General features: G+C 66.2%; 34 protein-coding genes and 1 pseudogene. All 35 read left to right on the top strand.

Annotated elements, in window-relative coordinates; genetic code table 11:
- A partial coding sequence (locus AC1DSZ_RS22370) for an EF-Tu C-terminal domain-related protein (protein ID WP_476840520.1) occupies positions 1-249 on the top strand: 249 nt, incomplete at its 5' end.
- Between the two features lie 72 nt (positions 250-321).
- Positions 322-630 carry a 30S ribosomal protein S10 gene (gene rpsJ, locus AC1DSZ_RS22365; RefSeq protein ID WP_188518775.1) on the top strand — a complete coding sequence of 103 codons (309 nt, stop codon included), beginning with the start codon at positions 322-324 and terminating at the stop codon, positions 628-630.
- A gap of 28 nt (positions 631-658) precedes the next feature.
- Positions 659-1,384 carry a 50S ribosomal protein L3 gene (gene rplC / locus AC1DSZ_RS22360; protein WP_476840519.1) on the top strand — a complete coding sequence of 242 codons (726 nt, stop codon included), beginning with the start codon at positions 659-661 and terminating at the stop codon, positions 1,382-1,384.
- Entirely contained in the window at positions 1,384-2,004 is a 621-nt protein-coding gene (gene rplD, locus AC1DSZ_RS22355) for a 50S ribosomal protein L4 (RefSeq protein ID WP_476840518.1), read from the top strand. The genes rplC and rplD overlap by 1 nt, the downstream gene beginning before the upstream one ends.
- Positions 2,001-2,297, top strand: a complete 297-nt coding sequence (locus AC1DSZ_RS22350) for a 50S ribosomal protein L23 (RefSeq protein ID WP_188518772.1) — start codon at positions 2,001-2,003, stop codon at positions 2,295-2,297. The genes rplD and AC1DSZ_RS22350 overlap by 4 nt, the downstream gene beginning before the upstream one ends.
- 17 nt (positions 2,298-2,314) lie before the next feature.
- Positions 2,315-3,154, top strand: a complete 840-nt coding sequence (gene rplB / locus AC1DSZ_RS22345) for a 50S ribosomal protein L2 (RefSeq protein WP_188518771.1) — start codon at positions 2,315-2,317, stop codon at positions 3,152-3,154.
- An 11-nt stretch (positions 3,155-3,165) separates the two neighbouring features.
- Positions 3,166-3,444: a 30S ribosomal protein S19 gene (rpsS, locus tag AC1DSZ_RS22340; RefSeq protein WP_188518770.1), complete on the top strand. Its 279-nt coding sequence runs from the start codon at positions 3,166-3,168 to the stop codon at positions 3,442-3,444.
- 3 nt (positions 3,445-3,447) lie between these two features.
- Positions 3,448-3,828: a 50S ribosomal protein L22 gene (gene rplV / locus AC1DSZ_RS22335; protein ID WP_188518769.1), complete on the top strand. Its 381-nt coding sequence runs from the start codon at positions 3,448-3,450 to the stop codon at positions 3,826-3,828.
- 10 nt (positions 3,829-3,838) lie between these two features.
- Complete coding sequence (gene rpsC, locus AC1DSZ_RS22330; protein ID WP_476840517.1) at positions 3,839-4,546, top strand: 30S ribosomal protein S3; 708 nt, start codon at positions 3,839-3,841, stop codon at positions 4,544-4,546.
- 24 nt (positions 4,547-4,570) lie between these two features.
- Positions 4,571-4,984, top strand: a complete 414-nt coding sequence (rplP, locus tag AC1DSZ_RS22325) for a 50S ribosomal protein L16 (RefSeq protein WP_188518767.1) — start codon at positions 4,571-4,573, stop codon at positions 4,982-4,984.
- A gap of 10 nt (positions 4,985-4,994) precedes the next feature.
- Complete coding sequence (rpmC, locus tag AC1DSZ_RS22320; RefSeq protein WP_188518766.1) at positions 4,995-5,210, top strand: 50S ribosomal protein L29; 216 nt, start codon at positions 4,995-4,997, stop codon at positions 5,208-5,210.
- A gap of 10 nt (positions 5,211-5,220) precedes the next feature.
- Entirely contained in the window at positions 5,221-5,463 is a 243-nt protein-coding gene (gene rpsQ, locus AC1DSZ_RS22315) for a 30S ribosomal protein S17 (protein ID WP_476840516.1), read from the top strand.
- A gap of 168 nt (positions 5,464-5,631) precedes the next feature.
- Entirely contained in the window at positions 5,632-6,000 is a 369-nt protein-coding gene (rplN, locus tag AC1DSZ_RS22310) for a 50S ribosomal protein L14 (protein ID WP_188518764.1), read from the top strand.
- Entirely contained in the window at positions 6,000-6,317 is a 318-nt protein-coding gene (rplX, locus tag AC1DSZ_RS22305; RefSeq protein WP_188518763.1) for a 50S ribosomal protein L24, read from the top strand. Before rplN ends, rplX begins: the two co-directional genes overlap by 1 nt.
- Entirely contained in the window at positions 6,310-6,876 is a 567-nt protein-coding gene (gene rplE, locus AC1DSZ_RS22300; RefSeq protein WP_188518762.1) for a 50S ribosomal protein L5, read from the top strand. Before rplX ends, rplE begins: the two co-directional genes overlap by 8 nt.
- Before the next feature lie 36 nt (positions 6,877-6,912).
- Positions 6,913-7,218 (top strand): 30S ribosomal protein S14, encoded by a 306-nt coding sequence (gene rpsN, locus AC1DSZ_RS22295; protein ID WP_476840515.1) that lies wholly within the window; start codon positions 6,913-6,915, stop codon positions 7,216-7,218.
- A gap of 12 nt (positions 7,219-7,230) precedes the next feature.
- Positions 7,231-7,629, top strand: a complete 399-nt coding sequence (gene rpsH / locus AC1DSZ_RS22290) for a 30S ribosomal protein S8 (RefSeq protein ID WP_188518760.1) — start codon at positions 7,231-7,233, stop codon at positions 7,627-7,629.
- 37 nt (positions 7,630-7,666) lie between these two features.
- A complete protein-coding gene (gene rplF / locus AC1DSZ_RS22285) occupies positions 7,667-8,200 on the top strand; it encodes a 50S ribosomal protein L6 (RefSeq protein ID WP_476840514.1) in 534 nt (177 codons plus the stop codon).
- Positions 8,201-8,209: 9 nt separating this feature from the next.
- A complete protein-coding gene (gene rplR, locus AC1DSZ_RS22280; RefSeq protein ID WP_476840513.1) occupies positions 8,210-8,572 on the top strand; it encodes a 50S ribosomal protein L18 in 363 nt (120 codons plus the stop codon).
- Between the two features lie 161 nt (positions 8,573-8,733).
- Entirely contained in the window at positions 8,734-9,303 is a 570-nt protein-coding gene (gene rpsE / locus AC1DSZ_RS22275) for a 30S ribosomal protein S5 (RefSeq protein ID WP_476840512.1), read from the top strand.
- Between the two features lie 12 nt (positions 9,304-9,315).
- Positions 9,316-9,498, top strand: a complete 183-nt coding sequence (rpmD, locus tag AC1DSZ_RS22270; RefSeq protein WP_188518756.1) for a 50S ribosomal protein L30 — start codon at positions 9,316-9,318, stop codon at positions 9,496-9,498.
- A gap of 12 nt (positions 9,499-9,510) precedes the next feature.
- The gene (gene rplO / locus AC1DSZ_RS22265; RefSeq protein ID WP_476840511.1) at positions 9,511-9,993 is read left to right on the top strand and encodes a 50S ribosomal protein L15; all 483 of its coding nucleotides are present in this window, start codon (positions 9,511-9,513) and stop codon (positions 9,991-9,993) included.
- Between the two features lie 120 nt (positions 9,994-10,113).
- Positions 10,114-11,448, top strand: a complete 1,335-nt coding sequence (secY, locus tag AC1DSZ_RS22260; RefSeq protein ID WP_188518754.1) for a preprotein translocase subunit SecY — start codon at positions 10,114-10,116, stop codon at positions 11,446-11,448.
- Positions 11,445-12,026 (top strand): adenylate kinase, encoded by a 582-nt coding sequence (locus AC1DSZ_RS22255; protein WP_476840510.1) that lies wholly within the window; start codon positions 11,445-11,447, stop codon positions 12,024-12,026. Before secY ends, AC1DSZ_RS22255 begins: the two co-directional genes overlap by 4 nt.
- Positions 12,027-12,162: 136 nt before the next feature.
- Positions 12,163-12,744, top strand: coding sequence for an NAD(P)H-binding protein (locus tag AC1DSZ_RS22250; RefSeq protein ID WP_476840509.1), 582 nt, complete (start codon positions 12,163-12,165; stop codon positions 12,742-12,744).
- A 120-nt stretch (positions 12,745-12,864) separates the two neighbouring features.
- The gene (locus AC1DSZ_RS22245) at positions 12,865-13,458 is read left to right on the top strand and encodes a DoxX-like family protein (RefSeq protein WP_476840508.1); all 594 of its coding nucleotides are present in this window, start codon (positions 12,865-12,867) and stop codon (positions 13,456-13,458) included.
- Positions 13,458-13,921 (top strand): annotated as a pseudogene (locus tag AC1DSZ_RS22240) (DUF2269 family protein). The gene AC1DSZ_RS22245 and the pseudogene AC1DSZ_RS22240 overlap by 1 nt, the downstream one beginning before the upstream one ends.
- 201 nt (positions 13,922-14,122) lie before the next feature.
- The gene (rpsM, locus tag AC1DSZ_RS22235; RefSeq protein WP_476840507.1) at positions 14,123-14,491 is read left to right on the top strand and encodes a 30S ribosomal protein S13; all 369 of its coding nucleotides are present in this window, start codon (positions 14,123-14,125) and stop codon (positions 14,489-14,491) included.
- 182 nt (positions 14,492-14,673) lie between these two features.
- Positions 14,674-15,063: a 30S ribosomal protein S11 gene (gene rpsK, locus AC1DSZ_RS22230; RefSeq protein WP_188518751.1), complete on the top strand. Its 390-nt coding sequence runs from the start codon at positions 14,674-14,676 to the stop codon at positions 15,061-15,063.
- A 124-nt stretch (positions 15,064-15,187) separates the two neighbouring features.
- The gene (locus tag AC1DSZ_RS22225; protein ID WP_476840506.1) at positions 15,188-16,204 is read left to right on the top strand and encodes a DNA-directed RNA polymerase subunit alpha; all 1,017 of its coding nucleotides are present in this window, start codon (positions 15,188-15,190) and stop codon (positions 16,202-16,204) included.
- A gap of 102 nt (positions 16,205-16,306) precedes the next feature.
- On the top strand, positions 16,307-16,729 hold the full coding sequence (gene rplQ / locus AC1DSZ_RS22220) for a 50S ribosomal protein L17 (RefSeq protein ID WP_188518749.1): 423 nt from the start codon (positions 16,307-16,309) through the stop codon (positions 16,727-16,729).
- A 153-nt stretch (positions 16,730-16,882) separates the two neighbouring features.
- Positions 16,883-18,301: a DegQ family serine endoprotease gene (locus AC1DSZ_RS22215; protein WP_476840505.1), complete on the top strand. Its 1,419-nt coding sequence runs from the start codon at positions 16,883-16,885 to the stop codon at positions 18,299-18,301.
- A gap of 43 nt (positions 18,302-18,344) precedes the next feature.
- On the top strand, positions 18,345-19,652 hold the full coding sequence (locus tag AC1DSZ_RS22210) for a replication-associated recombination protein A (protein WP_476840504.1): 1,308 nt from the start codon (positions 18,345-18,347) through the stop codon (positions 19,650-19,652).
- Positions 19,653-19,732: 80 nt separating this feature from the next.
- A complete protein-coding gene (crcB, locus tag AC1DSZ_RS22205; RefSeq protein ID WP_476840503.1) occupies positions 19,733-20,116 on the top strand; it encodes a fluoride efflux transporter CrcB in 384 nt (127 codons plus the stop codon).
- Complete coding sequence (locus tag AC1DSZ_RS22200; RefSeq protein WP_476840502.1) at positions 20,113-21,486, top strand: RluA family pseudouridine synthase; 1,374 nt, start codon at positions 20,113-20,115, stop codon at positions 21,484-21,486. The genes crcB and AC1DSZ_RS22200 overlap by 4 nt, the downstream gene beginning before the upstream one ends.
- The last annotated feature ends 10 nt before the right edge of the window (positions 21,487-21,496 follow it).

The raw sequence follows: 21,496 nt of genomic DNA, 5'->3' as shown, positions 1-21,496 counted from the left end.
ACCAAGGAGGAGGGCGGTCGCCATACCCCGTTCTTCACCAACTACCGGCCGCAGTTCTACTTCCGCACCACGGACGTGACCGGCATGGTGAAGCTGCCCGAGGGCACCGAGATGGTGATGCCGGGCGACAATGTCACCATGGAAGTCGAGCTGATCGCGCCCATCGCCATGGAGGAGAAGCTGCGCTTCGCCATCCGTGAAGGCGGCCGCACCGTCGGCGCCGGCGTGGTGGCCACCATCATCGCGTAACGATAAGGGCGCGTTCGCGACCTCGCGAGCGCGCCGACCATCCGCACGGGATCAGCCCGAGGGCAGACGACAATGAACGGCCAAAACATCCGAATCCGCCTGAAGGCGTTCGATCATCGCGTGCTCGACTCGTCGACGCGCGAGATCGTCTCGACCGCGAAGCGGACCGGAGCGCAGGTGCGGGGGCCCATTCCCCTTCCGACGCGTATCGAGAAATTCACAGTGAACCGCTCACCGCACGTCGACAAGAAGTCGCGTGAGCAGTTCGAGATCCGCACCCATAAGCGCGTGCTCGACATCCTCGACCCGACCCCCCAGACCGTCGATGCTTTGATGAAGCTCGACCTGGCGGCCGGCGTCGATGTCGAGATCAAGCTCTAAGGCCAGAGCGGGACACGGGGACCACACCATGCGGTCAGGCGTCATCGCCCAGAAACTCGGCATGACCCGCATCTTCACGGATGCAGGTGAACATGTGCCGGTCACCGTCCTCAAGCTGGACCACTGTCAGGTGGTCGGGCACAGGACGGAGGACAAGAACGGTTATACCGCGCTGCAAGTCGGCGCCGGCATGGCCAAGGTCAAGAACGTCTCCAAGGCGGAGCGCGGCAACTTCGCGATTGCCCAGGTGGAGCCGAAGCGCAAGCTCGTCGAGTTCCGCGTGTCCACGGACACGCTGATCCCGGTGGGCGCCGAAATCACGGCGGACCACTTCGTCGCTGGCCAGTTCGTCGACGTGACGGGCACCACGACGGGTAAGGGCTTCGCCGGCGGTATGAAGCGCTGGAACTTCGGCGGCCTGCGCGCCACCCACGGCGTGTCGGTCTCGCACCGCTCGCTGGGTTCGACGGGTGGTCGCCAGGATCCTGGCAAGACGTTCAAGAACAAGAAGATGGGCGGTCATCTCGGCGTCGAGCGCGTGACCACGCAGAACCTGCGTGTCGTGCAGACGGACGTCGAGCGCGGTCTGATCCTCGTCGAGGGGGCGGTCCCGGGCGTCAAGGGCGGATGGATCTTCGTGCGGGACGCGGTTAAGCGCGCTCTCCCGGCCGAAGCTCCCAAGCCCGGCGCGTTCCGGCTTCCGAACGGCTCCGAGACGGCGGCTCCCGCGACCGAAGGTCAGGAGAACGCGTGATGAAGCTCGATATCAAGAACTTCGAGGGCGGCGACGCCGGCTCGGTCGAGCTTTCGGACGAGATCTTCGGTCTCGAGCCGCGCCAGGACCTGATCCAGCGTTACGTGTTGTGGCAGCTCGCCAAGCGGCAGGCCGGCACGCACAAGACCAAGGGTCGCGCCGAGATCTGGCGCACCGGCAAGAAGCTCTACAAGCAGAAGGGCTCCGGCAACGCCCGCCACGGCTCGGCCCGCGTGCCGCAGTTCCGCGGCGGTGGTCGCGCCTTCGGTCCGGTCGTTCGCTCGCATGAGCACGACCTGCCCAAGAAGGTGCGCGCGCTGGCGCTTCGCCACGCTCTCTCGGCCAAGGCCCGGGACGGCGGCATCATGGTCGTCGACCAAGCCTCCGTGTCCGAGCCTAAGACCAAGGCGCTGCGCGATCGCTTCGCCGCCATGGGCCTCGGCAACGCGCTGATCATCGACGGCGCCGAGCTGAACCAGAACTTCGCGCTCGCCGCGCGGAACATCCCGAACATCGATGTCCTTCCGATCCAGGGCATCAACGTCTACGACATCCTCCGGCGCGAGACTCTCGTGCTGACCAGGGCTGCTGTCGACGCGCTGGAGGCGCGCTTCAAATGAGCACCGATCCGCGTCACTACGACATCATCCTCGGCCCGGTGATCACCGAAAAGGCGACCAACCAGTCCGAGCAGAACAAGGTTGTCTTCAAGGTTCGCAAGGACGCCTCGAAGCCGCAGATCAAAGCTGCGGTCGAGAAGCTCTTCGACGTGAAGGTCGAGGCCGTGAACACGCTGGTCCGCAAGGGCAAGGTGAAGCGTTTCAAGGGCACGGTCGGCACGCAGTCGGACGTGAAGAAGGCCGTCGTGACCCTGGCCGATGGTCAGTCGATTGACGTCACGACCGGGCTTTGAGCGAGAGGTAAGGAACAATGGCGCTCAAAACCTTCAAGCCGACTACGCCGAGCCTTCGCCAGCTCGTCATCGTCGACCGCAGCGAGCTCTACAAGGGCAAGCCGGTCAAGACGCTGACCGAGGGCAAGTCTTCCGCGGGCGGCCGCAACAACACGGGTCGCATCACCGTCCGCTTCCGCGGCGGTGGCCACAAGCAGACCTACCGCATCGTCGACTTCCGCCGTCGCGAGAAGCTCGGTATGGCGGCCAAGGTGGAGCGGATCGAGTATGATCCGAACCGCACGGCCTTCATCGCCCTGCTGCGCTACGCCGACGATACGGTCGCCTACATCCTGGCGCCGCAGCGCCTGGCAGTGGGTTCCGAGGTGATCTCGGCCGAGCAGGCCGACATCAAGCCTGGCAACGCCATGGCGATCGGCAACATCCCGGTGGGCACGATCGTGCACAACGTGGAAATGAAGATCGGCAAGGGCGGCGCGATGGCGCGTTCGGCCGGCACCTACGCCCAGATCGTGGGCCGCGACCAGGGTTACGTCATCGTTCGCCTGAACTCGGGCGAGCAGCGGCTGATCCATGGCGGCTGCTTCGCGACGGTCGGCGCGGTGTCGAACCCGGACCACATGAACACCTCGATCGGCAAGGCCGGTCGGCAGCGTTGGCTCGGCCGGCGTCCGCACAACCGCGGCGTGACCATGAACCCGATCGACCATCCGCACGGCGGCGGCGAAGGCCGCACCTCGGGCGGCCGTCATCCGGTTACGCCCTGGGGCAAGCCGACCAAGGGCAAGAAGACGCGTTCGAACAAGCGGACCGACACCTTCATCGTGTCGTCCCGCCACGCCCGTAAGAAGAAGTAAGGGGGTCCACGATGACTCGTTCCGTTTGGAAGGGCCCGTTCGTCGACGGTTACCTCCTGAAGAAGGCGGATGCCGCGCGGGCCTCGACCCGCTCAGAGGTGATCAAGATCTGGAGCCGTCGTTCCACGATCCTGCCGCAGTTCGTCGGCCTCACCTTCGGCGTCTACAACGGCCAGAAGCATATCCCGGTGAACGTTTCCGAGGAGATGGTCGGCCACAAGTTCGGCGAGTTCGCGCCTACCCGTACTTTCTACGGGCATGCGGCGGACAAGAAGGCCAAGAGGCGCTAAGCCATGGGCAAGGCTGCAACACCCCGCGCGCTTCCGGATAATGAAGCGAAGGCCGTCGCCCGGATGCTCCGGGTGTCGCCGCAGAAGTTGAACCTGGTCGCCGGTCTCATCCGGGGCAAGAAGGTCGCCACGGCGCTCGCCGATCTCGAATTCTCGAGGAAGCGTATCGCCAAGGACGTCCGGAAGTGCCTGGAGAGCGCCATCGCGAACGCCGAGAACAACCATGACCTGGACGTCGACGATCTCGTCGTCTCCCAGGCCTTCGTTGGCAAGGCGCTGGTGATGAAGCGCTTCCACGCCCGCGCCCGCGGTCGCGCCGGTCGTGTCGAGAAGCCTTTCTCGAACCTCACGATCATCGTGCGCGAAACCGAAGCCAAGGCCTGAGGAGAGACAGATGGGTCAGAAGGTCAATCCGATCGGCCTGCGCCTCGGCGTCAACCGCACGTGGGACAGCCGCTGGGTCGCCAGCAAGGGCGAGTACGGCCGTCTGCTGCACGAGGACATCGCGATCCGCAAGGCGCTGATGAAGTCGCTGAAGCAGGCCGCGATCTCCAAGATCGTCATCGAGCGTCCGCACAAGAAGTGCCGCGTCACGATCTACTCGGCTCGTCCGGGCGTCGTGATCGGCAAGAAGGGCGCCGACATCGAGAAGATGCGGAAGTCCGTCACCAAGATGACGAACTCCGAGGTCGTCATCAACATCGTCGAGGTGCGCAAGCCCGAGGTCGACGCCACCCTGGTGGCCGACTCGATCGCCCAGCAGCTCGAGCGTCGCGTGGCGTTCCGCCGCGCCATGAAGCGCGCCGTTCAGTCGGCGATGCGTCTGGGCGCGGAAGGCATCCGCATCAACTGCTCCGGCCGCCTTGGCGGGGCCGAAATCGCGCGCCAGGAATGGTATCGCGAGGGCCGCGTTCCGCTGCACACGCTGCGTGCGGACGTGGATTACGGGGTGGCGACGGCATTCACCACCTACGGCACCTGCGGCATCAAGGTGTGGATCTTCAAGGGCGAGATCCTCGAGCACGACCCGATGGCTCAGGACAAGCGCATGGCCGACGAGGGTGGCCAGCGGTCCGGCGGTCGCCGCGATCACGCGGCCTGACGGATTGGTTGAGGAAACACAGAAATGCTTCAGCCCAAGAAGACCAAGTTCCGCAAGCAGTTCAAGGGTCGCATCAGCGGCGCTGCGAAGGGCGGAACGAACCTGGACTTCGGCCAGTTCGGCCTGAAGGCCATGGAACCGGAGCGCGTGACGGCTCGCCAGATCGAGGCCGCCCGCCGTGCGCTCACCCGTCACATGAAGCGCGCTGGTCGCGTCTGGATCCGCGTGTTCCCGGACGTGCCGGTGTCGTCTAAGCCGACCGAAGTGCGTATGGGTAAGGGCAAGGGCGCTCCCGAATTCTGGGCGTGCCGCGTCAAGCCCGGCCGCATCATGTTCGAGATCGACGGCGTGCCGGTCGACACGGCTCGCGAGGCGCTGACGTTGGCGGCCGCGAAGCTGCCGATCAAGACGCGCTTCATCCAGCGCATCGCCGAGTAAGGAGGGCGACATGAAACAGAAGCAGAGGCTCTCCGACCTCACCGCGATGTCGAAGGACCAGCTTCAGGACGAACTCCTGAAGCTGAAGAAAGAGCAGTTCAACCTGCGTTTCCAGAAGGCCACCGGCCAGCTGGAGAACACGGGCCGCATCAAGGAGGTCCGTCGCGACATCGCGCGGATCAAGACCACGGCGGCTGCGAAGCTGGCCGAAGCTGGCAAGGCTTGAGGAGAGACCGATGCCGAAGCGCATTCTGCAGGGCGTCGTCGTCAGCGACAAGCAGGACAAGACCGTCGTCGTGAAGGTGGAACGCCGCTTCACGCATCCGCTTCTCAAGAAGACGGTGCGGCGGACGAAGAACTATCACGCTCACGACGAATCCAATAAGTACAAGACCGGCGACGAGGTCCGTATCGAGGAATCGAAGCCGATCTCGAAGCTGAAGACCTGGATCGTGGTCGACGAAGCGACCGCGTCCTAAAACTAAATCCGATTTTCCTGACATTTCGCCGCGCTGAGGGGTTCCCTTCGGCGCGGAAAAATGCTCTTGGAAGCACGCACAAACGGGGGACGCAGATCCCCGTCAGGCGAAGTCCGGCGAGCCTGAGATCGCCGGAAACCGGTCTGAGACACAGAAAGGATCAAGACCATGATCCAGATGCAGACGAATCTCGACGTCGCCGATAATTCGGGCGCCCGTCGTGTGATGTGCATCAAGGTCCTCGGCGGCTCCAAGCGCAAGTACGCTGGAGTTGGTGACGTTATCGTCGTCTCCGTGAAGGAGGCGATTCCGCGCGGCCGCGTGAAGAAGGGCGACGTCATGAAGGCGATCGTCGTGCGCACCGCGAAGGACATCAAGCGTCCCGATGGTTCGGTGATCCGCTTCGACCGCAATGCGGCCGTGCTGATCAACAACCAGAAGGAGCCGATCGGCACCCGCATCTTCGGACCGGTGCCCCGCGAGCTCCGCGCCAAGAACCACATGAAGATCATCTCACTCGCGCCCGAGGTGTTGTGATGGCCGCGAAGATCAAGAAGGGCGACAAGGTCGTCGTCATCACCGGCCGTGACCAGGGCAAGACTGGTGAAGTCGTGCAGGTCATGCCGAAGGAGACCCGGGCCATCGTGCGCGGCGTCAACCTGGTGAAGAAGCATCAGCGCCAGACCGCGAACCAGGAAGGCGGGATCATCTCGAAAGAGGCGACCATCCACCTGTCGAACCTCGCGGTCGTCGACCCGAAGGACGGCAAGCCGACCCGGGTTGGTTTCAAGGTGCTCGAGGACGGGCGCAAGGTGCGTTTCGCCAAGCGTTCGGGAGATCTGATCGATGGCTAACGTGAACATTGCGGGCGACGAGCCCCGTCTGCGCAAGATCTACGCCGAAGTGGTGCGGCCGAAGCTCATCGAGGAGTTCGGCTACAAGAACATCATGGAAGTGCCGACCATCGAGAAGGTCGTGCTGAACATGGGTGTTGGCGAAGCCACCCAGGACACCAAGAAGGTGCAGTCGGCCGCGGCCGATCTCGCCCTCATCGCCGGCCAGAAGCCGGTGATCACCAAGGCGCGTAAGGCGATCGCGACCTTCAAGGTCCGCGAGAACATGCCGATCGGCGCCAAGGTCACGCTCCGCAAGGTGCGGATGTACGAGTTCCTCGACCGTCTCGTGAACATCGCCCTGCCGCGCGTCCGCGACTTCCGGGGCCTGAACCCCAAGTCGTTCGACGGCCGGGGGAACTACGCGATGGGCATCAAGGAGCACATCATCTTCCCGGAGATCAACTACGACAAGGCCGAGGCCGTGTGGGGCATGGACATCATCGTCTGCACCACCGCCAAGACCGACGACGAGGCTCGCGCCCTGCTGCGCGCCTTCAACTTCCCGTTCCGGCAGTAAGAGCTCGCTCTTAAACGCGGAAACCAGGAGAAACAGATGGCCAAGAAGAGCTCTGTCGAGAAGAACAAGCGCCGCATGCGCCTCGTGAAGCAGTTCGCGGGCAAGCGGACGCGCCTTCTCGAAGTCGCGAACGACGATTCCAAGTCCATGGAGGAGCGCTTCGAGGCGCGCCTCAAGCTCGCCGAGCTGCCGCGCAACGCGAATCCGACCCGCGTGCGCAACCGCTGCGAGATCACGGGCCGTCCGCGCGCCTATTATCGCAAGTTGAAGATGTCCCGCATTGCGCTGCGCGAGCTTGGCTCGCAGGGCGTGATCCCGGGTCTGACCAAGTCGAGCTGGTGAGGAGGACCGACCATGGCGATCAATGATCCCGTTGGTGACATGCTCACCCGCATCCGTAACGCCCAGCTGCGCCGCAAGGGCTCGGTGAACACGCCCGGCTCCAAGCTCCGCGCGCGCGTTCTCGATGTCTTGCAGTCGGAAGGCTATATCCGCGGCTATTCGACGACCGAGTACGGCAATGGCCGTACGGAGTTCGAGATCGAGCTCAAGTATTTCGACGGCGCCCCGGTGATCCGCGAAATCGCTCGCGTTTCGAAGCCTGGCCGTCGCGTGTACTCCGCAGTCGACGCGATGCCGCGCGTGGCCAATGGCCTCGGCATCACGATCATCTCCACGCCGCAGGGCGTCATGGCCGATCATGAGGCCCGGGAGAAGAACGTCGGCGGCGAAGTGCTCTGCACGGTCTTCTGATCGGCTTCAGGCGCAACGCAGTCACGGGGAGACCACAATGTCTCGTATTGGAAAGAAGCCCGTTGCGGTGCCGGCCGGTGTTACGGCCAGCCTCGACGGCAACCTGGTGAAGGTCAAGGGCGCGAAGGGCGAGTTGTCCTTCCAGGCTCCCGAGGACGTCACCGTCACGCTCGACGACGGCGCGATCTCGGTCACGCCGCGCACCGAGACGAAGCGCGCCCGCGCGATGTGGGGCATGTCCCGCTCGCAGGTCGCGAACCTCATCGAGGGCGTGAGCAAGGGCTATGAGAAGAAGCTCGACATCACCGGCGTGGGCTACAAGGCCGCTGTCGCCGGCAAGGTGCTGAAGCTCTCGCTCGGCTACAGCCACGACATCGACTACGAAATCCCGGCCGGCATCGCGATCGTGACGCCCAAGCCGACGGAAATCGTCGTCACCGGCATCGACAAGCAGCGCGTGGGACAGACCGCCGCCGAGATCCGCGACTTCCGCGGTCCGGAGCCCTACCAGGGCAAGGGCGTTCGTTACTCGGGCGAGTTCATCTTCCGCAAGGAAGGCAAGAAGAAGTAAGGATCGGCCATGCCTAAGAACATCGAGGCCGCCGAGCGCCGTCTGGCTCGTGTGCGCCGCTCCCTCAAGAAGGTCGCGAACGGGCGTCCGCGCCTGTCGGTCTTCCGCTCTTCGAAGCAGATCTACGCCCAGATCATCGACGACGCCAACGGGGTCACCCTCGCGGCTGCTTCGACGATGGAGAAGGACGTGAAGTCGGGCCTCAAGACGGGCGCCGATTCGGCCGCCGCCGCCGCCGTGGGCAAGCTCGTCGCCGAGCGCGCCAAGGCTGCGGGCGTCGAGAAGGTCGTGTTCGACCGTGGGTCCTACATGTACCACGGCCGCGTCAAGGCGCTCGCCGAGGCGGCCCGCGAGGGCGGCCTGGAGTTCTGATCCGGGCGCTGGCCTTCGGGTCCGCATGCGGCATCATCGGGAAATGCGCGATGGCCACCCGAAGAGGGTGGCTTCCGACGTCGGGCCCTGTAAAGGGTGCGACCATCAATCGAGCGAGCGGCGGGCCCGGAGGGTTCGTCCGCGCAAGTGAGAGAGACCAAATGGCTAGAGAACCCCACGGGCGTCAGGGCGGCCGGGATCGCGAAGAGCGCGATTCCGAGTTTGTCGACCGCCTCGTCCACATCAATCGCGTCGCCAAGGTGGTGAAGGGCGGCCGTCGCTTCGGCTTCGCCGCTCTCGTCGTCGTCGGCGACCAGAAGGGCCGAGTCGGCTTCGGCCACGGCAAGGCTCGCGAAGTGCCGGAAGCCATCCGCAAGGCCACGGAAGCCGCCAAGCGCGCGCTGATCCGCGTTCCGCTGCGTGAAGGCCGCACCCTGCATCATGACGTCCACGGTCGGCATGGCGCCGGCAAGGTGATCCTGCGCGCGGCTCCGGCCGGTACGGGCATCATCGCGGGCGGCCCGATGCGCGCCGTCTTCGAGGCGGTCGGCATGCACGACGTCGTGTCGAAGTCGCTCGGCTCGTCCAACCCCTACAACCTCGTCCGCGCGACGTTCGACGCTCTCAAGAGCGAAGACTCGCCGCGTTCGGTCGCGGCTCGCCGCGGCCTCAAGGTCAGCGTCCTCCAGGCTCGCCGCGGCGATTCTGACGGCGCCGGCGCCGACGCGTAAGGGGAGGTATCCATGGCTGACAAGACCGTAACGGTCGAACAGACCGGTTCCCCGATCCGTCGCGAGGCGTCGCAGCGTGCGACTCTCGTGGGCCTCGGGCTGAACAAGATCCGCCGCCGCTCGACCTTGACCGACACCCCTTCGGTGCGCGGCATGATCGAGAAGGTCAAGCACCTCGTGCGCGTCGTCGAGTGAGGAGCGCGGACCATGAAGCTCAACGAAATCTCCGATAACGAAGGCGCCAAGAAGGGCCGTATGCGCGTTGGACGCGGCATCGGCTCCGGCAAGGGCAAGACCGGCGGACGCGGCGTGAAGGGTCAGAAGGCCCGCACCGGCGTCGCCGTGAAGGGCTTCGAGGGCGGCCAGATGCCGCTTTATCGTCGCCTGCCCAAGCGCGGCTTCTGGAACCCCTTCTCCAACGATCTGAACGAGGTCAACCTCGGCCGGATCCAGGAGGCGGTCGACGCCAAGAAGCTCGACGCCGGCCAGCCCGTCACCGTCGAGGCGCTCGTCGCCGCCGGCGTGGTCTCCAAGCCACGCGACGGCGTGAAGATCCTCGGCATGGGCGAGCTCACCACCAAGCTCTCCTTCGAAGTGTTCGGCGCGTCGAAGTCTGCGCAGGCCGCCATCGAGAAGGCTGGGGGATCGCTGAAGATCCTCGCGGCCGCCGTGGCGGAATCGGCGGCCTGATCCTATCTAGGATCAGCTCGTGATTGAGAACGCCGGGCGGCGGACCATGTCCGCATCGCCCGGCGTTTGCATTTTCGGGGACCGCGTGTCCCCACTCCTTTTCCGATATCGGAGCGCAGTATGGCATCCGCGGCTGAACAGCTTGCAGCGAACCTGAATTTCGGAGCCCTGGCGAAGGCCGACGAGCTCAAGAAGCGGATCTGGTTCACGCTGGGCGCGCTGATCGTGTATCGGCTCGGCACCTACATCCCGCTGCCGGGCATCAACATCGATGCGCTGAACGACATCTTCAAGCAGCAGCAGCAGGGCGTGCTGGGGCTGTTCAACATGTTCTCCGGCGGCGCCGTGGGCCGCCTCGCGATCTTCGCGCTGAACATCATGCCGTATATCTCGGCCTCCATCATCATCCAGCTCCTGACGTCCATCGTCCCGAGCCTGGAAGCGCTGAAGAAGGAAGGCGAGGGCGGCCGCAAGATCATCAACCAGTACACGCGCTACCTCACGGTCGTGCTCGCGACGTTCCAGGCCTACGGCATCGCAAAGGGCCTGCAGGGCTCGGGCAACGTGGTGGCCGATCCCGGCTTGTTCTTCGAGGTCTCGACCACGATCACGCTGGTCGGCGGCACGATGTTCCTGATGTGGCTTGGCGAGCAGATCACGGCGCGCGGCATCGGCAACGGCTCTTCGCTGATCATCTTCGCCGGCATCGTGGCGGAGCTGCCCTCCGCGATCGTCGGCACCCTCGAGCTCGGCCGCCAGGGCGCGGTCTCGACGCTGCTGATCCTTGGCGTGCTGGTGATGTCGGCGGCCGTGATCGCCTTCATCGTGTTCATGGAGCGGGCGCAGCGCCGGCTGCTGATCAACTATCCGAAGCGCCAAGTCGGCAACCGCGTCTACGAGGGGCAGACCTCGTTTCTGCCGCTGAAGCTCAACACGTCGGGCGTGATCCCGCCGATCTTCGCCTCGTCGCTGCTGCTGCTGCCGACCACCATCGCGGGCTTCTCGGCCCAGCAGGGCGGCACCGGCTTCCTGGCCAATGTCTCCGCCTATCTCGGCCATGGCCGGCCGCTGTTCATGCTGGCCTACGCGGCGCTGATCATCTTCTTCGCGTTTTTCTACACCGCGATCGTGTTCAACCCGCAGGAGACCGCGGACAACCTGAAGAAGCACGGCGGCTTCATCCCGGGCATCCGGCCCGGCGAGCGCACGGCCGATTTCATTGACAAGGTGCTGACCCGCATCACGGTTCTGGGCGCCGGCTACCTCGTCATCATCTGCATGTTGCCTGAACTGCTAATTTCGCAATTCGCTCTGCCGTTCTATTTCGGTGGCACGTCGCTTCTCATTGTGGTGAGCGTGACGATGGATACCGTGGCGCAGGTCCACGGCCATCTCTTGGCCCATCAGTATGAGGGCTTGGTGAAGAAGGCGAAGCTGCGGGGGAGGCGTCGTTGAGACTGATTCTGTTGGGGCCGCCGGGGGCGGGCAAAGGCACACAGGCGGTGCGGCTGGTGGATCGGCTGGGCATTCCCCAGCTCTCGACCGGCGACATGCTGCGCGCGGCGGTTTCGGCGGGTACGCCGATCGGGCTCAAGGCCAAGGCGGTAATGGAGTCGGGCGGGCTCGTCTCGGACGACATCGTCATCGGCATCGTGGCCGACCGCATCGAAGAGGCGGACGCCAAGCAGGGATTCATCCTGGACGGCTTCCCGCGCACGGTCGCGCAGGCGCAGGCGCTGGATGACATGCTAGAGGCCAAGGGCCTCAAGCTGGACGCGGTCGTGGAGCTCGTCGTTGACCAGAACGCGCTGGTGCACCGCATCGTCAAGCGCGCCGAGGAGACGGCCGCGGCCGGCCTGCCGGTGCGCAAGGACGATGACCCGGAGGTCTTCAAGACGCGGCTCGCGGCCTATAACCGCGACACCGCCGTGGTGTCTCCCTATTACGAGGAGACGAACCGCCTGAAGCGCATCGATGGCATGCAGCCGATCGACAGCGTCACGCAGGCCGTGAAGGACGCGATCGGGGGCTGACGCTCAGCCAGACTGCGCTACGAGGCCGGGCCGATGCCCGGCCTTTCGTTTTTTGGCGGCAGCGCCACGGTCGCCAAGCTCCGTTCAGCGAACCTCAATGTGAGCACGCTAGGTTCGTGCATCCTGGGGGCTGGCTTTGCGCATATTGGTGATTGGAGCCTACGGGCTCATCGGCTCGGTCGTTTGCGCGCGGTTGCGGGCCGGCGGCTGGGCCGTGGTCGGCGTCGGGCGGGACGTGGCGCGGGCGCGCCGCAGCCGGCCGGACATTACCTGGGTGGAGCGCGACCTGCGCGACTTGACCACGCCGGAAACGTGGCTCGACCTGCTCGAAGGGATCGACGCCGTCGTGAACTGCGCCGGCGCGCTGCAGGACAACCCGCGCGATGACCTCGCGGCCGTGCACGACGCCGCGCCGGCGGCCTTGTTCCGAGCCTGCCAACAGGTTGGCGTCCGGAGGATAATTCACGTATCTGCTGCGGGTGTTGCGCCGGACAGTTCGACGCGTTTCTTCCAGACCAAGTCGGCGGCCGAGAAGGCGCTCCTGGCGTCGGACCTCGACGGCGTGATCCTGCGGCCGGGCCTGGTTCTGGCTCCGCAGGCTTATGGCGGCACCGCGCTGCTGCGCGGCCTGGCCGGGTTTCCGCTGTTCATTCCGGCCATTCGGACGCAGTCCCGCATCCAAGTCGTCTCGGCCGATGACGTGGCCGAAACCGTGTAGCGGGCGCTTCTTCCCGGCGCGCCGGCGCGCGGCAGCTACGACCTCGTCGACGATGAGCAACTGTCGCTCCCCTCGATCCTGCGTCGCCTGCGGGCGTGGCTCGGGTTTCCGGATGCGCCCGTGATCGTGCTCCCGATGATCGTCGCCCGCGCGGCGGCGATGGGGGCGGACGGCCTCGCCTATCTGGGATGGAAGAGCTCGATGCGGAGCACATCGGTCCGCCAGCTCGAGGAGGGCGTGGCGGGTGATGGCGGGCCTTGGCGGGCGGCGTTCGGCATCGAGCCGCAATCGCTCGACGCCATGCTGGCGGCGCACCCGGCCGGCGTTCAGGAGCGCTGGTTCGCGCGCGCCTGGTTCGCCAAGCCGCTGGGGCTTTTCACACTGTCGGCGTTCTGGATCTATAGCGGCCTTTGCGGCGCATTCTCCCTTGCGGCTGCGGCGTCCGTGCTGACCCAGGCCGGCTGGAGCAGCGGAGCGGCCAATGCCGCCGTGCTGGCCGGCGCGGTGATCGACGTGCTCATCGGCGCAGCGCTGACTTTCAGGTCTACAGCCCGGCTGGCGCTGCTGGGGGCGATTGCGACGGCTTTCGGATATCTCGTGCTCGGAACCCTCGTGCGGCCCGACCTCTGGCTCGACCCGCTCGGCGCCTACGCGAAGATCATTCCGGCGACCGCGCTGGCCGCGACCCTGCTCGCCTTGATGGACGATCGGTGATGGAGGTCTATTTCGCGCTCAAGACGCTGCATGTCATCGGGGCGGCGGTGCTGCTCGGCACGGGCGCGGGCATCGCGTTCTTCATGCTCATGGCGCACCTCAGCGGCGACGCGGCGTTCGTGGCGCGCACCGCCGGCATAGTGGTGCTGGCCGACGCCATCTTCACCGCAACCGCCGCATTGGCGCAGCCGCTCACCGGGGCGGCGCTTGCCCATCAGCTCGGCTGCCGCTGCTGTCCGGCTGGATCGGCGCCGCGCTCGCGCTCTATTGCGTCGTGGGCGCTCTATGGCTGCCTGTCGTCGCGATCCAGATACGGATGCGCAATCTGGCGCGCGCGGCCGTCGCGAGCGGGGAGGGGCTCCCGCCGGCCTATCACCGGTTGTTCCGTATCTGGGTCCTGTGCGGATCGATTGCATTTCCGCTGGTGCTCGCCATCGTCTGGCTCATGGTCGCGAAGCCTTGACGGGCAGGAGGCGAGCGCTTGACGCAGCGCCGTCCATCCCATAAAAGCGCGACTTCACCCGAGATCGCTTGCGTTCCCGGGGTCCCGATGTTTTCGGGGCTTCAGGAAAACGCGTGTGTCTCACCCCGCATGGGCCGGCCTCCACCGGACGCGGGGGTTTTGAGTTGGCCGCTTCGGCGGCGCATTATGGAGACGGCCGAAATGGCACGTATCGCTGGCGTCAACATCCCGACGAACAAGCGCGTCATCATCGCGCTTCAGTACATTCACGGCATTGGCGCGAAGAAGGCGGAAGAGATCACCACCGCCCTCAGCATCCCGGCCGAGCGTCGCGTCGCGCAGCTGACCGACAACGAGGTCTTGCAGATCCGCGAAATGATCGACCGCGACTACACGGTCGAAGGCGATCTTCGTCGCGAAGTCGCGATGAACATCAAGCGCCTGATGGATCTCGGCTGCTACCGCGGCCTGCGCCATCGCCGCAACCTGCCGGTCCGCGGCCAGCGCACGCACACCAACGCGCGCACCCGCAAGGGCAAGTCCAAGCCGATCGCCGGCAAGAAGAAGTAATTCTCGGGCGCCTTCGGGCCGCCTGATCGTCTCCGGCTTCGGCCGGGGTCGCCGATCTGGACCGCGAGCCTTGAGGTTCGCAATCCATGAAGGGCTGCGAGCCTGAGGGCTCGCGGTCCGAATTCCCGACCACCTCCATCCCGAGCGCCTGGCATGACGGGCGCGCAAGAAGGATCAAGACCATGGCCAAGGAAGCAACACGCGTTCGTCGTCGCGAACGCAAGAACATCGTGTCGGGCGTCGCTCACGTGAACGCCTCGTTCAACAACACGATGATCACGATTACGGACGCGCAGGGCAACACCATCGCCTGGTCGTCGGCCGGCATGATGGGCTTCAAGGGCTCGCGCAAGTCGACCCCGTACGCCGCCCAGGTGGCCGCCGAGGACGCCGGCCGCAAGGCCGCCGAGCACGGCATGCGCACCCTCGAAGTCGAAGTGACGGGTCCCGGCTCCGGCCGTGAGTCGGCGCTGCGCGCGCTGCAGGCCGCCGGGTTCACGGTGACCTCGATCCGCGACGTGACCCCGATCCCGCACAACGGCTGCCGTCCGCGCAAGCGTCGTCGCGTCTGATTTTCTCAAAGTCTGCGTCTCCCCGTCCGACGGGCCGGGGAGGCGTTTCCATGCGTCATCGTGAACGCGGGGCCAGGGTCGACGGACCGATATGCCTCGCGCTCTTTCATGAGGGACAACACCCGTGATCCAGAAGAATTGGCAAGACCTGATCAAGCCGGGCAAGCTCGAAGTCACTCCGGGCGACGACGGCAAGCGGGTGGCCACGCTCGTGGCCGAGCCGCTCGAGCGCGGCTTTGGCGTGACGCTGGGCAACGCCCTGCGCCGCATCCTCCTCTCCTCGCTGCAGGGCGCGGCGATCACCTCCGTCCACATCGACGGCGTGCTGCACGAGTTCTCGTCCATTCCGGGCGTGCGTGAGGACGTCACCGACATCGTCCTGAACATCAAGGCGATCTCGATCAAGATGCAGGCCGAGGGCATGAAGCGCCTGACGCTGCGCAAGCAGGGCCCCGGCCAGGTCAAGGCCGGCGACATCCAGACCCCCGGCGACTGCCAGATCCTGAACCCCGAGCTCGTGATCTGCACCCTCGACGAGGGCGCGGAGATCCGCATGGAGTTCACGGTCAAGATGGGCAAGGGCTATGTTGCGGCCGACCGCAACCGTCCGGAAGACGCGCCGATCGGCCTGATCCCGGTCGACAGCCTCTATTCGCCCGTCAAGAAGGTCAGCTACCGGGTCGAGAACACCCGCGAGGGCCAGATCCTGGACTATGACAAGCTGACGCTGGTCATCGAGACCAATGGCGGCGTGTCTCCTGAGGATTCGGTGGCCTACGCCGCCCGCATCCTGCAGGACCAGCTCGAAGTGTTTGTGAACTTCGAGGAGCCGCGTCGCGAGGAAGAAAAGACCGCGATGCCGGAGCTCGCCTTCAACCCGGCGCTGCTCAAGAAGGTGGACGAGCTGGAGCTTTCGGTCCGCTCGGCGAACTGCCTGAAGAACGACAACATCGTCTATATCGGCGACCTGATCCAGAAGACGGAGGCGGAGATGCTCCGCACCCCGAACTTCGGCCGCAAGTCGCTGAACGAGATCAAGGAAGTGCTCGCGGGCATGGGCTTGCATCTCGGCATGGAAATCGCCGGCTGGCCGCCGGAGAACATCGAAGAGCTCGCCAAGCGCTTCGAAGAGCACTACTGAGCCACACCGTTCTGCCGGGCGGGCGGCGGATCAACCGTCGCCTGACCCTCATGAAGACAGCCGACCCGTGGCACGGCGGCTGAACCAACAAGGAGAGATCCTATGCGCCATGGATTTAGAGGCCGCCGGTTCAACCGCTCGGCCGAGCATCGCAAGGCCATGTTCGCGAACATGTGCCAGGCCCTGATCAAGCACGAGCAGATCATCACCACGCTGCCGAAGGCCAAGGACCTGCGTCCGGTCATCGAGAAGCTGGTGACGCTCGGCAAGCGCGGCGACCTGCACGCCCGCCGCCAGGCGATCGCGCAGATTAAGGACGTGCAGCTCGTCAAGAAGCTCTTCGACGTGCTCGGCCCGCGCTACAAGGAGCGTCCGGGCGGCTACACGCGCATCATGAAGGCCGGCTTTCGCTTCGGCGACAACGCCGACATGGCGGTCATCGAGTTCGTGGATCGCGACGTCGACGCGCGCGGCCAGGATTCGGGCCCCAGCATGCTGACCGAGACGGTCGAAGAGGCCGCGTAAGCGCCTCTGCGTTATGCGATAGCTTCGCGGGCGGCCTTCGGGCCGCCCGTTTGCGTTTGGACGGGGTTCGCGCGGTGTGCGCCAAGACCCTTTCTCCTGGCCGGGCGCCTCGCTATATCCGCCTCACCATCAACCCTGGACGGGAAGCAGCCGATGCGCACGATGATCAAGGCCTTGCTTGCGCTGGCGGCGCTCGGCGTGGCGGCCGGGGGCGCCCAAGGCCAGACGATCGCGCCGCAGGGCCGGATCCCGGATTCGCAGGCGCAGATGAAGATGAGCTTTGCGCCGCTCGTCCACCGCGTGAAGCCGGCCGTCGTCAACGTCTATGCGAGCCGCGTGGAAAAGATGCCGCGCAATCCGTTGATGGACGATCCCTTCTTCCGCCGGTTCTTCGGCGGCGGCGACCAGGGCGCGCCGCGCGAGCGGACGCAGCGTTCGCTGGGCTCGGGCGTGATCGTCGATCCGAGCGGCTTCGTGGTCACGAACCAGCACGTCATCGAGGGCATGACGGAGGTGAAGGTCGCGCTCTCGGACAAGCGGGAGTTCGAGGCTGACATCGTCCTGCGCGACCCGCGCACGGATCTCGCGATTCTGAAGATCAAGGCGTCCGAGCCCTTCACGGCGCTGGATCTCGGCGATTCCGACGCGCTGGAGGTCGGCGACCTCGTGCTGGCGGTCGGCAATCCGTTCGGCGTCGGCCAGACGGTGACGTCCGGCATCGTGTCGGCGCTGGCGCGCACGCAGGTCGGCGTCTCCGACTACCAGTTCTTCATCCAGACCGACGCGGCCATTAATCCGGGCAATTCCGGCGGCGCGCTGGTGGACGTCAACGGCCGGCTGATCGGCGTCAACACGGCCATCTTCTCACAGTCGGGCGGCAGCCACGGCATTGGCTTCGCGATCCCGTCCAACATGGTCAGGGTCGTGGTCGCTTCGGCGCGGAGCGGCGGCAAGAGCGTGCGACGCCCCTGGTTCGGCGGCAAGCTGCAGGCCGTCTCGTCGGACCTGACCGAGAGCCTCGGGCTCGACCGCCCGATCGGCGCGCTGGTCGCCTCCGTGGTCGACAAGAGCCCGGCCGCCGAAGCAGGCTTGAAGGCCGGCGACGTGATCCTGTCCGTCGACGGGCAGGAGGTTGACGATCCAGACGGCTTCGGCTTCCGATTCGCCACGAAGCCGTTGGGCGGGACCGCGACCCTCACCGTGCTGCGCGGGGGCAAGAAGCTGACCGTCCCGGTGAAGTTGAGCGTCGCCCCGGAAACCCGACCGCGCGACACTGTCGTGCTGAAGGGCCGCTGGCCGCTCGCGGGCGCCACGGTGATGAACGCCTCGCCGGCCGTCGCCGAGGAATTGTCGGCCGAGATCGGCGTCAACGGCGTGATCGTGGCCGACATCGCGCAGGGTTCCCCGGCGGCCGAACTCGGCCTCAAGAAGGGCGACGTGATCCTGGAGGTCGACGAGAACAAGGTTGCGACCTCGCGCGACCTCGAGAAGCTGGCCAAGCCGCGGCAATATTACTGGAAGCTGGTGGTGCAGCGCGGCGGCGAGGTGTTGACGACGGCGGTCGGCGGCTGACGCCGCGCTGGCGCGCGCCGCCTGGCGTCGTTATCTCTGCGGGATGTCTAACCTCTTCGAAGCCGCCGGCCTGGAGAAAGGCGCGCCCCGCCCGCTGGCCGACAGGCTGCGGCCGACGACGCTCGGCGAGGTCGTCGGCCAGGACCATCTGGTCGGGCCGGACGGCGCGCTCACGCGGCTGATCGAGTCGGGCTCGCTGGGATCACTGATCTTCTGGGGCCCGCCCGGCACCGGGAAGACCACCGTGGCGCGGCTGCTCGCGCATGAGACCACGCTGCATTTCGAACCGATCTCGGCGATCTTCACCGGCGTCGCCGACCTCAAGAAGGTGTTCGAGGCGGCGCGCGGCCGTCGCTCCACCGGGCGCGGCACGCTCCTGTTCGTGGACGAAATCCATCGCTTCAATCGCTCGCAGCAGGACGCCTTCCTGCCCGTGATGGAGGACGGCACCATTACGCTGGTGGGCGCCACCACCGAAAACCCATCCTTCGAGCTCAACGCGGCGCTTCTCTCGCGCGCCCGGGTGCTCACGTTCCGCTCGCTGGACGAGGATGCCGTGGCGCGGCTGCTCGCGCACGCCGAGGAGGTCGAAGGCCGCAAGCTGCCGCTGGACGAAGACGCCCGCGTGGCGCTGGTCGGCATGGCGGATGGGGACGGCCGCGCGGCGTTGACGCTCGCGGAGGAAATCTGGCGCGCCGCCAAGCCCGGGGAGGTGTTCGACGCCGCCGGCCTGTCGCGGATCGTGCAGCGCCGGGCCCCAATCTACGACAAGGGCCAGGACGGGCACTACAATCTCATCAGCGCGCTCCACAAGACGGTGCGGGGCTCCGACCCGGACGCGGCGCTCTACTACCTCGCCCGCATGCTCGACGCCGGTGAGAACCCGCTCTATATCGGCCGCCGCCTCGTGCGCATGGCCGTGGAGGATATCGGGCTGGCGGACCCGCAAGCGCTGGTGATCTGCAACGCCGCCAAGGACGCCTACGATTATCTCGGCTCGCCGGAGGGTGAGCTCGCGCTCGCGCAAGCCACCGTCTATCTGGCGACTGCGCCCAAATCGAACGCCGTCTACACGGCCTACAAGGCCGCGCTGCGCGCCGCCAAGGAGCATGGCTCGCTCACGCCGCCTAAGACCATTTTGAACGCGCCGACCAAGCTGATGAAGCAGGAAGATTACGGCGCGGGCTATCGCTACGACCACGATCAGCCGGACGCCTTTTCGGGGCAGGATTATTGGCCGGATAAACTCGGCCGGCAGCAGTTCTACGAGCCCGTGGAGCGCGGCTTCGAGCGTGAGATCGGCAAGCGCATGGAGTGGTGGCGCAAGCTGCGCGCCGAGCGCGGCGAGTAGGCGCCTGGCCCCTGGGGTGTTCAGACCGCCCCAACTTTGCTAGGACCCTCCTGAGCGCCAGGCGCCGGAATGGACCTCCCATGCAATCGACCCTTCTCGTTTTCCTCGGCGGCGGCATCGGCGCCGCCCTGCGGCATGGCGTGAACATGGCGATCACGCGCGTGGCAGGAACGGCCTTTCCGTGGCACACGCTGTTGATCAACGTGGCGGGGTCGGTCGCGATGGGCCTTTTGGTCGGTTGGCTGGCGTTTCGGACCGACGCGTCATGGTCGCAGCCGGCAAGGCTGTTTCTCACCACCGGCATCTGCGGCGGGTTCACGACCTTTTCGGCCTTCTCGCTTGACGCCGTCGTTCTCTGGGAGCGCGGCGCCGGTGGCGCGGCCGCCGCCTATGTGGGCGCTTCGGTGATCTTGTCCATTCTGGGCCTCGCAGGCGGCCTTGCCCTCATCAGGAGTTTCACATGAGCAAGGGCGGACCCAAGCGTCCCGGCGCCACGGGCGGCCGTGCAGGGCGCGTGAAGCCCGGCTCCGGCTCCCGCACGGCTGCGGGCGGCCCGCGTCCGGCGCGTCCGGCGCCCCGCGGGACCGCTGGCGCCCCCACGGGTCGCCCGCCCCGCAGGACGGGACCGGACGCCGGGCGAGCCAAGAGCTTCGCGCCGGACGCCGCCGCCGCGCGAGACATGCCGACCGAGGGGCAGGCGCCGCGGCGCACGAAGGGATGGGCCCCATCGCAGAACCAGGCCCGGACCGAACGGCGGGCCCGGGAAAGGGCGGTCGAGATCGAGGCGGAGCCGCAGGCTCCGGCCGAGGTCGCCGCCGTCGCCGAAGACGCGGTGATGACCAAGGTCCAGACCGTCACGGTGACGGCGGACGAGGCCGGCATGCGGATCGATCGCTTTCTGGAAGCGCGCTTTCCGGGGCTGTCCTTCAGCCATATCCAGCGCGTAGTCCGCAAGGGCGAGCTGCGCGTCAACGGCAAGCGCGTCGAGACCAAGGACAGGTTGGAGGAAGGGCAGGCGGTGCGCATTCCGCCGTTGTCGCTGACGCCGCCCAAGACCGGCCCGCGCGCCTCCAAGGCGGATGACGAAACACGCGCCTACCTGAAGTCGATCACCCTCTACGAGGATGACGACATGCTGGTGATCGACAAGCCGATGGGCCTCGCCGTGCAAGGCGGCTCGGGCATGACCAACCATGTCGACAAAATGCTGGAGGCTCTCACCGACGCCAAGGGCCAGACGCCCCGGCTGGTGCACCGGCTCGATCGCGACACGTCAGGCTGCCTGGTGATCGCCAAGACGCGTTTTGCAGCGGCCGCGATGGCCAAGAGCTTTCGCTCCCGCGACACGCGCAAGACCTATTGGGCGCTGGTGGCGGGCGTGCCCCGCGTCAAGCAGGGGCGGATCTCGACCTATCTCGCCAAGGGCGAGGACGAGGAGGGCGACGCCAAGATGCATGTCGCCAAGCACGGCGCCGAGGGCGCGACGCATGCGGTGACATATTACGCGGTGGTGGAGACGGCGGCGCAGAAGCTCGCCTGGCTGTCGCTGAAGCCCGTGACGGGGCGCACGCATCAGCTGCGCGCCCATACGGTGCATATCGGGCATCCGATCGTGGGCGATCCGAAGTATTTCGACATCGAGAACTGGGAGTTGCCGGGCGGCATCCAGAACCGGCTGCATCTTCTGGCGCGGCGGATCGTGATCCCGCATCCGCGCTCGGGCAAGCCGGTGGACGTCACGGCGCCGTTGCCGCCGCACATGCGGCAGAGCTGGAACCTGCTCGGATTCGATACGGCGAGGTATGATCCGATCGAGGACGCGCCGGAGATGTGAGGCGAAAGAC

The sequence above is a fragment of the Alsobacter sp. P4_H11 genome (genome assembly GCF_056400925.1).
Note: the sequence above shows the minus strand (reverse complement) of the source record. Positions and strands in the feature narration are given on the sequence as shown.